Here is a 14194-nt window from a genome sequence, read left to right as displayed (position 1 = left end):
GCGCCCTCGTGGATGCGCGGCCGGTCACGGGGGCGGTCAGGTCCCCAGGCCGATCCCCTGCGCGAGCCGGACCACCGCGTGCCGGAAGAACGGCTCGCGGTCCTCCACCACCCGGTTGAACTGCCCGAACAACTCGAACCCGACCAGCCCGAAGAGCTGCGCCCACGCGGCGACGAGCGCGGCCCCCACCTCGGGCGGCAGGCCGGGCGCGAGGTCCGCGGTCATCCGCTCGGCCTCGCCCCGCAGTTCGGCGGGGAGCGGCGGCCCGGCCAGCCCGTGTCGCTCGTGGGCGTCGCGCAGGATGCCGATGAGGACCAGTCCGACGCGGGACGCGGCCGGGACGGTCGTCCTCGGGGCGATGTAGCCGGGCACGGGGGAGCCGTAGATGAGGGCGTACTCGTGTGGATGCGCGAGCGCCCAGCCGCGCACCGCCTCGCACACGGCGGTCCAGCGCGCCAGGGGCTCGGCGCCGGACGCCTCCGCGTTCGCGGCCTCCGCGGCCTCGCCCACGGAGTCGTAGGCATCGATGATGAGCGCGGTCAGCAGGTCGTCACGGCTCGGGAAGTACCGGTACAGCGCGGAGGACACCATGCCGAGTTCGCGGGCCACGGCGCGCAGCGAGAGTTTCGCGGCGCCCTCGGCCGCGAGCTGTCTGCGGGCCTCGTCCTTGATCGCCGCGGCGATCTCCGTCCTGGCCCGGGCGCGGGCTCCCTGTGCGGTGCTCATACGGACCAGTGTTCCATGAGTTCAGAGCACCGCACACAAAAAAGAGCAGTGCTCTTGCCTTGGATCACCGATCCACCCCACACTGTTCATCATGCGAGAGCACTGCTCTCCCGAACCCGTGGGGGTCATCGTGTCGTCTTCTTCGTCGTCTTCGTCCTCGTCGCCGTACTACCTCAAGGGCAGCCCGATGGCCGTCCGTCTCAACGGCGTCATCGGCTGGCTGGCCCGCCACGGGCTGAGCCTCGCCGGCTCGGCCGAGCTGTCGGTCCGCGGTCGCAAGAGCGGCGAGCCGCAGCGCATCCCGGTCAACCCGCACACGTACGAGGGCGGGCAGTACCTCGTCTCGGCGCGCGGCCACTCCCAGTGGGTGCGCAACATGCGCGCGGCGGGCGGCGGGGAACTGCGCGTCGGGCGGAAGGTCCGCGAGTTCACCGCGGTGGAGCTGCCCGACGCCGAGAAGCTCCCGATCCTGCGCACCTACCTGGAGAGGTGGGGCTGGCAGGTCGACGGGTACTTCAAGGGCGTGACGGCGAAGTCCTCCGACGAGGAGATCGCCTCGTCCGCCCCCGATCACCCGGTCTTCCGCATCACGGTCAGGAACTGACCGGGTCCTCGGCGGCGGGCGGGGCCGGCCGCCGGTCCAGCGCGGTCAGGGCGCGGTGGGCCATGGGGTGGGTGCGGACGATCTCGCCGAGCGAGGTCGAGCCCCGCGTGATGTCCTTGAACGCCTTCCAGGCGGGCCGGAAGCCGGTCAGGACGGCGTGGAAGATCCCCGGCCGGCGCTCGAACACCGAGAGCATCCGCTTGCCGACCGCCATCTCCACGCCCAGTCCCGCCTTGATCGCGAACGCGTAGTTCAGGGCCTGGCGCCGGGTGTCCACCGCGTCGTGCGCCTCGGCGACGCGCACCGCCCACTCCCCCGCGAGCCGACCGGACCTGAGCGCGAAGGAGATGCCCTCGCGCGTCCACGGTTCGAGGAGTCCGGCCGCGTCCCCGCACACCAGCACCCGCCCGCGCGAGAGCGGCGAGTCCTCGGCCCGACAGCGGGTCAGATGCCCCGAGGAGATGCTCGGTTCGAACCCCGCCAGGCCCAGCCGGGCGATGAAGTCCTCCAAGTACCGCTTGGTGGCGGCGCCTTCGCCGCGCGCCGAGATCACCCCGACGGTCAGCGTGTCCGCCTTGGGGAAGACCCAGCCGTAACTGCCGGGCATCGGGCCCCAGTCGATGAGCACCCGCCCGCGCCAGTCCTCGGCGACGGTCTCGGGCACCGGGATCTCCGCCTCCAGGCCGAGGTCCACCTGGTCCACCTTCACCCCGACATGGGCTCCTATCCGGCCGGCGCTGCCGTCGGCGCCGACCACCGCGCGCGCGAGCACCGTCTCACCGCCCTGGAGCACCACGGCGACCGTACGCCGGTCCGGCACCGCCGAACCGTGCTGCTCGACCCGGGAGACCGCGACGCCGGTCCGCAGCTCGGCGCCGGCCTTCTGCGCGTGCTCGACCAACTGCTGGTCGAACTCGGGCCGGTTGATCAGCCCGAACAGCATCTGCTTGGAGCGGCGGGTGCGGGTGAAGCGGCCGTTGTGGGAGAAGGTCACCGCGTGCACGCGGTCCTTCAGCGGGAGCTCGAAGCCGGGCGGCAGCGAGTCGCGCGAGGGGCCGATGATCCCGCCGCCGCACGTCTTGTACCGGGGCAGCTCCGCCTTCTCCAGCAACAGCACGCGCCGCCCCGCGACCGCCGCCGCGTAGGCGGCCGAGGCCCCCGCGGGTCCCGCGCCCACCACGACGACGTCCCACACCTGCTGCACGTCGTCCGCCGAAGAGTTCTCGCTGCTCACGATGGTCTACCGCTCCCGATCCAAGCCGCCTGCCGCTGCTGTCTCCCGCATCCTACGGCGGCCTCGGCGGTGGGCCGCTGTGGGAGGATCAGCAGCGTACGTGCCCCGTACACCGGGCCGCGCCTACGCTGACACGATCATCCGGAATACAGAAGTGCTCGGAAGTATCACTCTGGTACTCACGAGTGCGCCTTCGCACCTACAAGGAGCGTGCCCATGTCGTCGAATCCGGTCGCCGAGACCGTCGCCTCCCTCATGCCCAGGGCGCGGGCGGAACTCGCCGAGCTGGTGGCCTTCCAGTCGGTGGCGGACTTCGACCAGTACCCGAAGAGCGAGAGCGAGGGCGCCGCGAACTGGATCGCCGACGCGCTGCGCGCCGAGGGCTTCACGGACGTGGCGCTGCTCGACACCCCGGACGGCACCCAGTCGGTCTACGGCTACCTGCCCGGCCCTGAGGGCGCGAAGACGGTCCTGCTCTACGCCCACTACGACGTGCAGCCGCCGCTGGACGAGGCCGGCTGGACCAGCCCGCCCTTCGAGCTGACCGAGCGCGACGGCCGCTGGTACGGGCGCGGCGCCGCCGACTGCAAGGGCGGCCTCATCATGCACCTGCTCGCGCTGCGTGCCCTGAAGGCCGACGGTGGCGTCCCGGTCAACGTCAAGGTGATAGCCGAAGGCTCCGAGGAGCAGGGCACCGGCGGCCTGGAGCGCTACGCCGAGGAGCACCCCGAACTCCTGACGGCCGACACCATCGTGATCGGCGACACCGGCAACTTCCGCGTCGGTCTGCCCACCGTCACCAGCACCCTGCGCGGCATGACCCTGGTCCGCGTCCAGGTCGACACCCTCGGAGGCAACCTGCACTCCGGCCAGTTCGGCGGTGCCGCCCCGGACGCGCTCGCCGCGCTGATCCGTGTGCTGGACTCGCTGCGCGCCGAGGACGGCTCGACGACCGTCGACGGCCTGTCCGGCGACTCCGTCTGGGACGGCCTGGCCTACGAGGAGGAGCAGTTCCGCAAGGACGCCAAGGTGCTGGACGGCGTGGAGCTGATCGGCTCCGGCACGGTCGCCGACCGTATCTGGGCCCGCCCGGCCGTCACCGTGCTGGGCATCGACTGCCCGCCGGTCGTCGGCGCCACCCCGTCCGTGCAGGCCGGCGCCCGCGCCCTGGTCAGCCTGCGGGTGCCGCCGGGCGTCGACGCGGGCGAGGCGACCAAGCTGCTCCAGGCGCACCTGGAGGCCCACACGCCGTGGGGCGCCCGGGTGAGCACCGAGCAGATCGGTCAGGGCCAGGCCTTCCGCGCCGACACCACCAGCCCGGCCTACCGGGCGATGGCCGACGCGATGGCGGTCGCCTACCCCGGTCAGGACATGCAGTACGCCGGTCAGGGCGGCTCCATCCCGCTGTGCAACACCCTCGCCGCGCTCTACCCGCAGGCCGAGATCCTGCTGATCGGCCTGAGCGAGCCGGAGGCGCAGATCCACGCCCTGAACGAGAGCGTCTCCCCCGAGGAGCTGGAGCGCCTGTCGGTGGCGGAGGCCCTGTTCCTGCGCAACTACGCGACCGACTGAGCGAACACCCACACAGCCCCCGGCAGGCCAGGGCCCTCGCTTCGCAGCGGGGGCCCTGTACGGAACGGCTGACGGCAGACGCGCCCGACCTGCCGGAGACAAGCCAGACCCACTGAGGACAGCCCCGACCCGCCGAAGACAAGCCTGACTTGTCCGAGCGCCCGGCAGGGCCCCGTTGTGGCCGGCGGCCGGTCAGTCGACCGGGATGCCGGCCTCCAGGTACGCCGCCCTGCCGCGCTCGCGGGCCCGCAGTGCCCAGCGCAGGCGGGCGTAGCGGACGGGTGGGAGCAGGTCGGCGGCCTCCCGCTCGGTGACGAAGCGGCAGGCGCGCAGTTCAGGTCCGGGCAGCAGCAAGCGCTGGGCCGCCACGGAGTCCAGCCGGCCGCCGTCGAAGAGGAAGCGCAGACCGCCGAAGGCGGGGGGCGCGGGCGGCTCCCAGTCGACGACGAGCAGCCGGGGCACGTCGTCCAGCCGTATCCCCGTCTCCTCGGCGACCTCGCGCATCCCCGCACGGGCCGGGGCCTCGCCGGGTTCGACGACACCGCCGGGGAACTCCCAGCCGGGCTTGTAGGTGGGGTCGACGAGCAGCAAGCGGTCCCGCTCGTCGAACAGAAGCACCCCGGAGGCGACGGTCTCGGCGGTGGGCTCCGGGGTCTGCACGATGTCGCAGACGGGCACGGCACCGCTGCTGACGGCCTCGCCGATGCGGACGGCCGTCTCGTGCGAGGTGAGGGCACTGGTGTCGACGGGGTGGGCGTCGGCGGTGAGCCAGGAGGCCAAGGCAGCCCGGTAGGGCTCGATGTGGTCGTAGGACCACTGGCGGACGCGTATCTCGCCGTCGGGCAGATCGGGCGGGACCTCCCGTTGGGCTATCCGCTCCCGCAGGATCGTTTCGGCCGGGGCCAGGAGGATGTGCCGCACGGCGATGCGGCGGGCGGCGAGCCCGCCGAAGATCTCGTCGCGGTGCTCCTGGCGCAGCAGGGTCATGGGCACCACGAGGGTTCCGCCCAGTTCGGCGAGCATCGCTGCCGCCGTGTCGATCACCATGCGCCGCCAGATCGGCAGATCCTGGTAGTCGCCGACCTCGGCGAGGTGTTTGGGCGGCAGCAGATACGTCAGCGCACCGCCGATGACCTCGGGGTCGAAGAGCGTACTGTTCGGGATCAGTTCGATCAGTTCCCGTGCGGTGGTCGTCTTCCCCGCACCGAAAGCGCCGTTGATCCAGACGATCACGGGTCCCCCTCTGCTGTCGGCCCCCTGTGGCTTGCCCGCTCCACCCTGCCACGGAAACCAGCCCCAGTTGAGGGCTGCCCACAGGACGGCGCCGGACCGACGGGCGTCAGCCGCGGTGATGCCCGGGCGTGTCGTCGTCCGTGGTGAGGCCTTCCTGACCGACGACCTGGCCGACGGTGCCCACGATGTCCTTCACTGGAAACCTCCGAGGACGCCTCCGGCTTCAGCCGTGGATGAATCGGACTCCAGCGGAGCAGGGCAGGGAACGGGGTTTCACCCAAAAGGTAAAAGACCGCCCAGATGATCGGGTAGGCTGAGCGCAGTGCGTTGCGAGAGCCAAGCACGCACAACTCCTTTGTCTTGAATGGGTAACCGGGCAGGTTCCGTCCCGGCTGGTGTTGAGAGCGTCAGACTCGTTCGCTCGTTGAGTGAATGAGCTGCTTGAGCCAGGATTCCCCCTGCTTCGGCTGGGGGAGGGTTCAAACTCCGATCACCGAGCCCGTCGTGGTCGACGGCGTGCGACGGAGTGATGGCCGCCACGACGAATCCGGTGGCCAGGGACGCGAGCGCGAGCATGCTGCGCTTCTTCATGGTCGGTTCAACTGCGCCGCCCGCCCGCGGGTCACGCTCGTGTGCCCGACGGGAGCACTTACCCCTTCGTCGACCCCAGCGTCAGGCCCGCGATGAAGTGGCGTTGCAGGAGCAGGAAGACCAGGATCGTCGGAAGGGCCACCAGGACCGATCCGGCCGCGAGCAGGTTGTAGTCGGTAAAAAACTGTCCGCGCAGGTTGTTCAGGGAGGAGGTGATCGGGAGCTTGTCGGGGTCGGAGATGAAGATCAGGGCCCAGAGGAAGTCGTTGTAGACCCAGGTGAACTCGAGGGTGGCCAGGGCCGCGAGGGCCGGTCGGCACAGCGGCAGCGTGATGCGCCAGAACCGGGTCCACACGCCGGCGCCGTCGACGATCGCCGCCTCCAGGATCTCCTGGGGCAGCGTGCGCATGAAGTTGGCCAGGACGAAGACGCAGAAGCCCAGCTGGAAGCCGATGTTGACGACGATGACGGCCCAGTAGGAGTCGTACAACGTCAGTGAGTCGGACATCCACCACGGCAACGGGATCCTGTTGAACAGGACGTAGAGGGGCGTGACGATCACCTGCTGCGGAAGCAGGTTGCCCGCCGTGAAGAACATCAGCAGGACGAGGCCGCCGCGCAGTCTCAGGCGTGAGACCACGAACGCCACGAACGCCGACAGGAACAGCGTGACGATCACGGCGGGCACCGCGATGATCAGCGTGTTGGCGAAGTACCTGCCCATGCCGGACTCGGTGTAGGCCTGGCGGTAGTACCCGAAGGACAGATGGCTGGGCCAGGAGAAGTAGCCGTTCTGCGCCGTGTCCTGGTACGGGCGCAGGGAGGCGTAGACGGCGAGCAGCAGCGGCGCGACGAACGCCAGCGACACCGCCGCCAGGAAGATCTGCACGCCCCAGCGGCCCCGCCGCCGGGGCCCCGCCGGCCGTGCGGACGCCGGCGCCGGGCGGTGTACGGGCGCGGTGGTGCGGATGTCTGCCGTCATCGGTCGCGGGCCCCTCGCAGCTCTTGGACCAGGAACGTCACGATGCACCCCAGGGACACGGTGAGCAGGACCACGGCGATGGCGGAGCCGAAGCCGATGCGGCTCGCCTCGCCGATGACATTGTCGGTGATCAGCACCGACAGCAGCTCCAGGCCGTTGCGGCCCTTGTTGACCGCGTAGACGATGTCGAAGGCGCGCAGCGCCTCGATGACCGTGATGACGCCGACGACGACGTTCACCGGGCGCAGGGTCGGCAGGACCACGCGGAAGAACGTCTGGCGTTCGTTCGCCCCGTCGATCGCCGCCGCCTCCTTCAGCGCCGGGTCGACGGACTTGAGTCCGGCCAAGTAGAGGATCATGACGTAGCCGACGTGCCGCCAGCTCGCCGCGATCATCATCATCCAGATGTTGAGGCGGGAGTCGCCGAGCCAGTCGATCGGGTCGGTGTGGTTGCCGAGGAGGGTGTTGACCGCGCCCTGGTCGGTGCCCAGCAGCAGTTGGGCCATGAAGCCGACGATGGCGAGCGAGAGCACCACCGGCAGGTAGAGCACGGACTGGTAGAAGCGGCTGAAGCGGACCCCCCGGTCGATGAGGACGGCCAGGAACAGCCCGAACGGCGTCGCGATCAGCCCGAGGAAGAGCAGCCAGAGGACGTTGTGGCGGACCGCGGGCCAGAACGGCGGGTAGTTCTCCGCGAGGTTCCGGTAGTTCTCGCCGCCGGCCCAGTGGATGTCCCCGATGCCGTCCCAGGAGGTGAAGGATAGTCCGATGGAGGCCAGCGTCGGACCCCAGACGATGGCGACGTCGAGCAGCACCGGTATGCCGAGCAGCACGACGAGGACGGCGAGGTCGCGGCGGGTGAACCGGTGCAGCCGTGGCCGTCCGGCGCGCCGCGGGGAGGTGAGCGCCACGGAAGATGTCCCCCAGTGATCAGCCGACGGGCTGCGAGAAGATGGTCTTCTTCTGCCGTTCGACGCTGTTGCACAGCCCGTCGACGTCCTTCGGGTTGCCGATGAAGTCCTGGATCGCCTGGATCATCACGGTGGAGGCGAAGTCGGGGCGGGTGTCGCGGTCCAGGAACTGCGAGATCTGCCGGGCGCCGGAGACGAGTTCGGCGGACTTCTTCTGCAGGGCGCTGTACTTGGAGGTGTCGGCGCCGGAGTTGACGGCCACGTTGTTCGGGTCGTACTGGAGGTAGATGTCCTCGGCCTTCGGTGTGCCGAGCCACTTGAGCAGGTCCTTGGCGGCGGCGACGTTCTTGGACTTCTTCGCTACGAGGAAACCGTCGATGGGCGCCTCCACGGCGTCCTGGCCGTACTGCGGGTCGATCTCGGGGAACGCGAAGAAGTCGATGTCGTCGCGTTCGTTCTCCGGGAACTGGCTGCCGGGGTGCGGCATGCCGAAGACCGCCATGCCGGTCTTGCGCTGCTGAAGGCTCTGCCCGGCCTCCTCCCAGGTCCGGCCGAGGGCGCCCTTCTGGTAGTACGGCATGAGTTCGCGCCAGGTGTCGAAGACCTTCTTCACCCGGTTGTCGGTCCACGCCTCCTGGCCCGCCATCAGGGACTTGTGGAAGTCGTATCCGTTCAGGCGCAGGTTGATGTAGTCGAAGGTGCCCATGGCGGGCCAGCCGTCCTTGTCGCTGAAGGCGACCGGGGTGCCGTCCTTGGACATCTGCTTGGCCAGCGCGATGAACTCGTCCCAGTTCTTGGGCTGTTGGTAGCCCTTCTGCTGGAACAGGCTCTTACGGTGGAAGACGGCCCACGGATAGTAGTAGTACGGCACGAAGAACTGCCGGCCGTCATGCGTCGACTGCGCCTTGAGGGCGTCGGAGAACCCGGAGAAGGACGACCACACGTCGCTGATGTCGGTCAACAGCCCCTTCTCCGCGAAGTACTGCATGCGGTACCCCGCGAACCACATGAAGACGTCGTCGGGCCGGCCCTGGAGATACCGGTTGATGTTCTCCTGGAAGTCGTTGTGGTCCTTGGTGTTGACCTTGACCTTCTTGCCGGACTGCTTCCGGTAGGCGTCGAACGCCGCCGCGTACGCCTTCTTCGGCACCGCGTCCGAGGCGTTCGACCCGACGCTGACCTCGTTCTTGCCTCCGCCGGGGCCGGAGCCGCAGGCGGACAGCAGGGCGGGAAGCGTGACCATGCCCGCTCCGGCGGCCGCACCCTGCAGAACACTGCGCCGGGAGATCGGATGTCCTGCTTCATCTGTCGGCGGGACGAGCCGGTTGAACGATGACTGCGCCATGTCCCCCTCCTCGGGGTGTCACCCAACACAACCGAACGAGAGGGTTGGATCTCACCGCCAACCGGCCTTGGAGTCAAGAGGCCTGACGGGATATCGAACAACCGTTACCGCTTCTCTTCCAACAGAGTCCGACAGCTCCTACCATAACCGCGCACCGATGACGCGGACATGATGTCATCCCATCTTTCGCGAGTTCGGAGGAGCGTTCTTATGCGTCACCCGCACACGCGCACCGCCCGCCGCACAGTGGTCGGGGCTCTGGCCGCAGGACTGCTGTGCACCGCGGGACTCGCCGTCCCAGCCGTCGCCGCGCCTGCCGCGCCCACCGCCGCGGCCCCCGCTCGGGACTCCGTCACGCCCACGCGGGCGGACGGTCTCGCCCTCACCCCTCCGATGGGCTTCAACAACTGGAACTCCACGCACTGCCGGGCCGAGTTCAACGAGTCCATGGTCAAGGGCATCGCCGACCTCTTCGTCGCCAAGGGCCTGAAGGACGCCGGGTACCAGTACGTCAACCTCGACGACTGCTGGGCCCTGCCCGCCCGCGACGCGAACGGCAAGCTCGTGCCCGACCCGGTCCGGTTCCCGAACGGCATCGGGGCTGTCGCTGACTACGTGCACTCCAAGGGACTGAAACTGGGCATCTACACCAGCGCCGGCACCAAGACGTGCAACAGCGCCGGATTCCCCGGCGCGCTCGGCCACGAGTACAGCGACGCCCAGCAGTTCGCCGACTGGGGTGTGGACTACCTCAAGTACGACAACTGCAACAACCAGGGCGTGGACGCCAAACTGCGGTACACCACCATGCGGGACGCGCTGAAGGCGACCGGCCGGCCCATCGTCTACAGCCTCTGCGAATGGGGCCAGAACAAGCCCTGGGAATGGGCCTCCGACCTCGGGCACCTGTGGCGCACGACCGGTGACATCAGCGACAGCTGGGGCTCGATGCTGTCGATCCTGAAGCAGAACCTGCCGCTCGCCCCGTACGCCGGCCCGGGCCACTGGAACGACCCCGACATGCTGGAGGTCGGCAACGGCGGCATGACGGACACCGAGTACCGCACCCACTTCTCGATGTGGTCCGTGATGGCCGCGCCCCTCCTCATCGGCTCGGACCTGCGCAAGGCCTCCGACGCGACCTTCGACATCCTGGCCAACAAGGAGGTCATCGCCGTCGACCAGGACCCGCTGGGCAAGCAGGGCGCCGTCCTCTCCTCCGGGGGTGGCCGCTGGGTCGTGGCCAAGGAGATGAAGGACGGCAGCCGCGCCGTCGCCCTGTTCAACGAGACCGGCAGCCCGCAGCGCATCGCCACCACCGCGCGGGCCGTGGGCCTGCCCGACGCCGACGCCTACACCCTGCGCGATCTGTGGCGGCACCGCTCCTACAACACCGCGGGCACGATCTCGGCGACCGTTCCGGCCCACGGCACCGTCCTGGTCCGGGTCTTCCCCGACCGTCGCTGGGCCGCGAACCCGCCCGCCGTCGAACTCGGTCTGGACGAGACCCCGTTGCTGGAGGCGGGCAAGCCGACGACGCTGACCACGACCGTCACCGACCTGGGCCGTACGCCGGCCACGCAGGTCTCCGTGACCCTGACCGGCCCCGAGGGCTGGACGGTACGGCCCGAGTCCGCGACCCGCGCCGACTCGGTACCGACGGGCAAGGCGCTGCGCACCCGCTGGACGGTCACCGCACCGGCCGGCACACCGACGGGGTCGTACGACCTGACGCTCCGGGCGAGTCACCGCTCCCCCGGCGGCGCCCGCGCCGACAGCGCCCTGGCCTTCGCCGCCGGCGTGGTGGTGCGGCCGCCCGCCGGGACGTCGTACCTCAGTGACCTTCCCTGGCTCTCGGCCACCAACGGCTGGGGCCCGGTGGAGCGCGACACCAGCAACGGCGAGAGCGCCGCCCGCGACGGCCACCCGATCACCCTCGGCAAGGTGGTGTACGCCAAGGGACTCGGCGTCCACGCGGAGAGCGCCGTCGAGTTCTACACCGGCGGGACCTGCCGGACGGTCACCGCCGACGTCGGCGTCGACGACGAGAAGAACGGCAAGGGCACGGTCGCGTTCGAGATCTGGGCGGACGGCAGGAAGGCCGCCGCCACCGGGGTCCTCACCAACGCGATGGGCGCCCAGCCGCTGTCGGCCGACGTGACCGGCGCGCAGGTGGTCCGCCTCGTCGTCACGGACGGCGGCGACGGCATCGACTCCGACCACGCGGACTGGGCGGACGCCCGCCTGATGTGCTGAGCCGCCCAAGGAGGCGTTCCCCGACGAACCCGCACCGGGGAACGCCTTCTCGCACGCGCCGGGTCACGACGTTTCCAACCCCGGCCGTACTCTGCTGCGCCACCACCAGTCCCCCTCCGGCTTCCGGCGTGCACGGCCCACATGGACCGCGGCCGCCGTTTCAGACCCCGGCGGCCGTCACGCCCGTTCGCGCCGCGAGTGCTGCCGCCGCCGCTCCCACCAGTCCGGCGTCCGTGCCCATCTGGGCCGGGGCGACCGTCAGACGCCGCACGAAGGAGAGGGTGGCGTAGTCGGCCAGGGCCCGGCGCAGCGGGGCGAGGAGCACGTCGCCCGCCTTGGCCACTCCCCCGCCGATCACCGCGATGTCGATCTCGACCAGGGTCGCGGTGGCGGCGATGCCCGCGGCCAGGGCGCGGGCGGCGCGGGCGAAAGAGGCCACGGCGACCGGGTCCCCGGCGCGGGCGGCAGCGGCCACCGCGGCGGCCGAGGTGTCGCCGTCGGGGCCCGGGCGCCAGCCGCGGTCCAGGGCCCGGCGGGCGATGTTCGGGCCGCTCGCGATGCGCTCCACGCAACCCCGCGAACCGCATGGGCACGGGTCGCCGTCGAGGTCGACGCTGATGTGGCCGATGTGTCCGGAGTTGCCGGTCGGGCCGGGGTGCAGCCGCCCGTCGAGGACCAGGCCGCCGCCGACGCCGGTGGAGACGACCATGCACAGCGCGTTGTCGTGTCCGCGGGCGGCACCCTGCCAGTGCTCGGCCGCCGTGATCGCCACACCGTCGCCGATCAGCTCCACGGGCAGGCCGCCGGCCGCGACGCGGGCCCGCTCGACCAGCGGGTAGCCGCGCCAGCCGGGCACGTTGACCGGGCTGACCGTGCCCGCGGAGGCGTCCACCGGGCCCGCGCTGCCGATGCCCAGGGCCCTGGCACGCCCCCACAGCGGCGACGTGCCCAACTCGCAGAGCACCTCCTCCACGGCCCGCATCACGGTGTCCCCGTCCTCCTGCGCGGGCGTCGGGCGCTGCGCGCGCACCAGGATGCCGCCGCGGCCGTCCACCAGCGCTCCGGCGATCTTGGTGCCGCCGATGTCCAGCGCAGCCACGAGGTCGGTGTGCATCAGAGTCAGATCTCCCCGTCAACCATGAGAAAACCAAGAGGTGGGCGCAGTCCGGTACAGCTGCGTGGGGGCGCGGTCCGGAGCATGCGGTGGACAGTCTCTCGCGCATATGACAACGTTGTCCAGGCTCTATGCTCGACGCCACATCCTCATACGAACCCATGGACCGACGCATCCCCGTGGACGCGACTCGTCCCCGTGGACGACAGGACAGGACGCCGCACCGTGCCCGAGACCGCCCGTCGAGCAGACCGCCCCGCAGACCGCCCGCACCGCGCCTCCGGGAACCGCTACGGCAGCCGTCCGACCATGAAGGACGTGGCGGCACGCGCGGGCGTCGGTTTGAAGACCGTCTCCCGCGTGGTCAACGGGGAGCCCGGGGTCACGCCGGACACGGAGCGGCGCGTCCAGGACGCCATCGCCGCCCTGGGCTTCCGCCGCAACGACAGCGCGCGGGTGCTGCGCAAGGGCCGCACCGCGAGCGTGGGACTGGTCCTGGAAGACCTCGCCGACCCGTTCTACGGGCCGCTGAGCCGCGCGGTGGAGGAGGTCGCCCGCGCCCACGGCGCCCTGCTCATCAACGGCTCCAGCGCGGAGGACCCGGAGCGCGAGCAGGAACTGGCGCTGGCACTGTGCGCACGGCGGGTGGACGGGCTGGTCGTGATCCCGGCCGGTGACGACCACCGTTATCTGGAGCCGGAGATCAAGGCGGGCGTCGCGACCGTGTTCGTGGACCGTCCGGCCGGGAGCATCGAGGCCGACGTCGTACTGTCGGACAACTTCGGCGGCGCCCGCGACGGCGTCGCCCACCTGATCGCCCACGGCCACCGCCGGATCGGCTTCATCGGCGACATGCCCCGCATCCACACGGCCGCCGAGCGCCTGCGCGGCTACCGGGCGGCGATGGAGGACGCGGGCATACCGGTCGAGGACTCCTGGATGTCGCTGGGCGTCACGGACCCGGAGCGGGTGCGCCGGGCCGCCGAGACGATGCTGTCCGGGCCCGATCCGGTCACCGCGGTCTTCACGGGCAACAACCGGGTGACCGTCACCGTGATCCGCGTGCTGGCCGAGCAGACGCGCCGGGTCGCTCTCGTCGGCTTCGACGACTTCGAACTGGCCGATCTGCTCCAGCCGGGCGTCACCGTCGTCGCCCAGGACGCGGCGGCCCTCGGCCGGACCGCCGCCGAACGTCTCTTCCGCCAGCTGGACGGCACCCTCCTAGCCCCGGAACGCATCGAACTCCCGACCCGCCTGGTCACCCGCGGCTCGGGCGAACTGCCACCGTCGGACTGAACGGCCGCCGCCCACCCCGCGACCGGCGAACCGCACCACACCGCCTCGCCCGCATCCCCTGACCGAGTCCCGCCCCCCGCCCCGACCGGACGAGTCCTGGCACCCGCTTCTCCCGGCACCCCAGCGACTCTGCGCACGGCACGGCCGGACCCGCTGCCATCGCGCGGGGCGGGTGGGGCACGCGGCTGGACACCCGCGCCAGGTGAAGCACGCGGATGATCGGAGCTGGGGTCAGGGGCGACCGCGATCGACCACTCCTACGCGCTGGTCGACGATCTCGTACGACCGGTCTCCGAGGTCGGCCGGGTCCTCTCCGCGGTCTCCGAGGGC

At 70.7% G+C, this 14194-nt stretch carries 11 protein-coding genes; 4 read left to right on the top strand and 7 right to left on the bottom strand.

Annotated features, from left to right (window positions below; all coding sequences use genetic code 11):
• Nucleotides 1–36 precede the first annotated feature (36 nt).
• On the bottom strand, nucleotides 37–726 hold the full coding sequence (locus ABZ818_RS28770) for a TetR/AcrR family transcriptional regulator (RefSeq protein WP_361420664.1): 690 nt from the start codon (nucleotides 724–726) through the stop codon (nucleotides 37–39).
• A 187-nt stretch (nucleotides 727–913) separates the two neighbouring features.
• On the opposite strand from ABZ818_RS28770, the gene ABZ818_RS28765 reads away from it, so the two are divergent.
• Nucleotides 914–1330 (top strand): nitroreductase family deazaflavin-dependent oxidoreductase, encoded by a 417-nt coding sequence (locus ABZ818_RS28765; protein ID WP_361420780.1) that lies wholly within the window; start codon nucleotides 914–916, stop codon nucleotides 1328–1330.
• Here the strand turns inward: ABZ818_RS28765 and ABZ818_RS28760 are convergent.
• Nucleotides 1320–2564, bottom strand: coding sequence for a geranylgeranyl reductase family protein (locus tag ABZ818_RS28760; protein WP_361420661.1), 1245 nt, complete (start codon nucleotides 2562–2564; stop codon nucleotides 1320–1322). The genes ABZ818_RS28765 and ABZ818_RS28760 overlap by 11 nt on opposite strands.
• A gap of 216 nt (nucleotides 2565–2780) precedes the next feature.
• On the opposite strand from ABZ818_RS28760, the gene ABZ818_RS28755 reads away from it, so the two are divergent.
• Nucleotides 2781–4136 carry a dipeptidase gene (locus ABZ818_RS28755; RefSeq protein ID WP_361420658.1) on the top strand — a complete coding sequence of 452 codons (1356 nt, stop codon included), beginning with the start codon at nucleotides 2781–2783 and terminating at the stop codon, nucleotides 4134–4136.
• Between the two features lie 192 nt (nucleotides 4137–4328).
• Here the strand turns inward: ABZ818_RS28755 and ABZ818_RS28750 are convergent, their stop codons facing one another.
• From ABZ818_RS28750 to ABZ818_RS28735, 4 genes are all read right to left on the bottom strand, one after another.
• The gene (locus ABZ818_RS28750) at nucleotides 4329–5369 is read right to left on the bottom strand and encodes an NUDIX domain-containing protein (RefSeq protein WP_361420655.1); all 1041 of its coding nucleotides are present in this window, start codon (nucleotides 5367–5369) and stop codon (nucleotides 4329–4331) included.
• Between the two features lie 649 nt (nucleotides 5370–6018).
• A complete protein-coding gene (locus tag ABZ818_RS28745; protein WP_361420652.1) occupies nucleotides 6019–6942 on the bottom strand; it encodes a carbohydrate ABC transporter permease in 924 nt (307 codons plus the stop codon).
• Nucleotides 6939–7853, bottom strand: coding sequence for a sugar ABC transporter permease (locus ABZ818_RS28740; RefSeq protein WP_361420649.1), 915 nt, complete (start codon nucleotides 7851–7853; stop codon nucleotides 6939–6941). The genes ABZ818_RS28745 and ABZ818_RS28740 overlap by 4 nt, the downstream gene beginning before the upstream one ends.
• Nucleotides 7854–7872: 19 nt before the next feature.
• Complete coding sequence (locus ABZ818_RS28735) at nucleotides 7873–9198, bottom strand: ABC transporter substrate-binding protein (protein ID WP_361420646.1); 1326 nt, start codon at nucleotides 9196–9198, stop codon at nucleotides 7873–7875.
• A 210-nt stretch (nucleotides 9199–9408) separates the two neighbouring features.
• Between ABZ818_RS28735 and ABZ818_RS28730 the strand changes: the two genes are divergently transcribed.
• The gene (locus ABZ818_RS28730) at nucleotides 9409–11454 is read left to right on the top strand and encodes an NPCBM/NEW2 domain-containing protein (RefSeq protein ID WP_361420643.1); all 2046 of its coding nucleotides are present in this window, start codon (nucleotides 9409–9411) and stop codon (nucleotides 11452–11454) included.
• Nucleotides 11455–11614: 160 nt separating this feature from the next.
• Here ABZ818_RS28730 and ABZ818_RS28725 read toward each other — a convergent pair whose 3' ends face one another.
• Nucleotides 11615–12568, bottom strand: coding sequence for an ROK family protein (locus ABZ818_RS28725; protein WP_361420640.1), 954 nt, complete (start codon nucleotides 12566–12568; stop codon nucleotides 11615–11617).
• A 225-nt stretch (nucleotides 12569–12793) separates the two neighbouring features.
• On the opposite strand from ABZ818_RS28725, the gene ABZ818_RS28720 reads away from it, so the two are divergent.
• On the top strand, nucleotides 12794–13864 hold the full coding sequence (locus ABZ818_RS28720; protein WP_361420637.1) for a LacI family DNA-binding transcriptional regulator: 1071 nt from the start codon (nucleotides 12794–12796) through the stop codon (nucleotides 13862–13864).
• The last annotated feature ends 330 nt before the right edge of the window (nucleotides 13865–14194 follow it).

This window comes from Streptomyces sp. NPDC047453, from assembly GCF_040643155.1.
Classification (GTDB): Bacteria; Actinomycetota; Actinomycetes; order Streptomycetales; family Streptomycetaceae; genus Streptomyces.
This window is presented reverse-complemented; position numbering and strand designations above follow the sequence as displayed.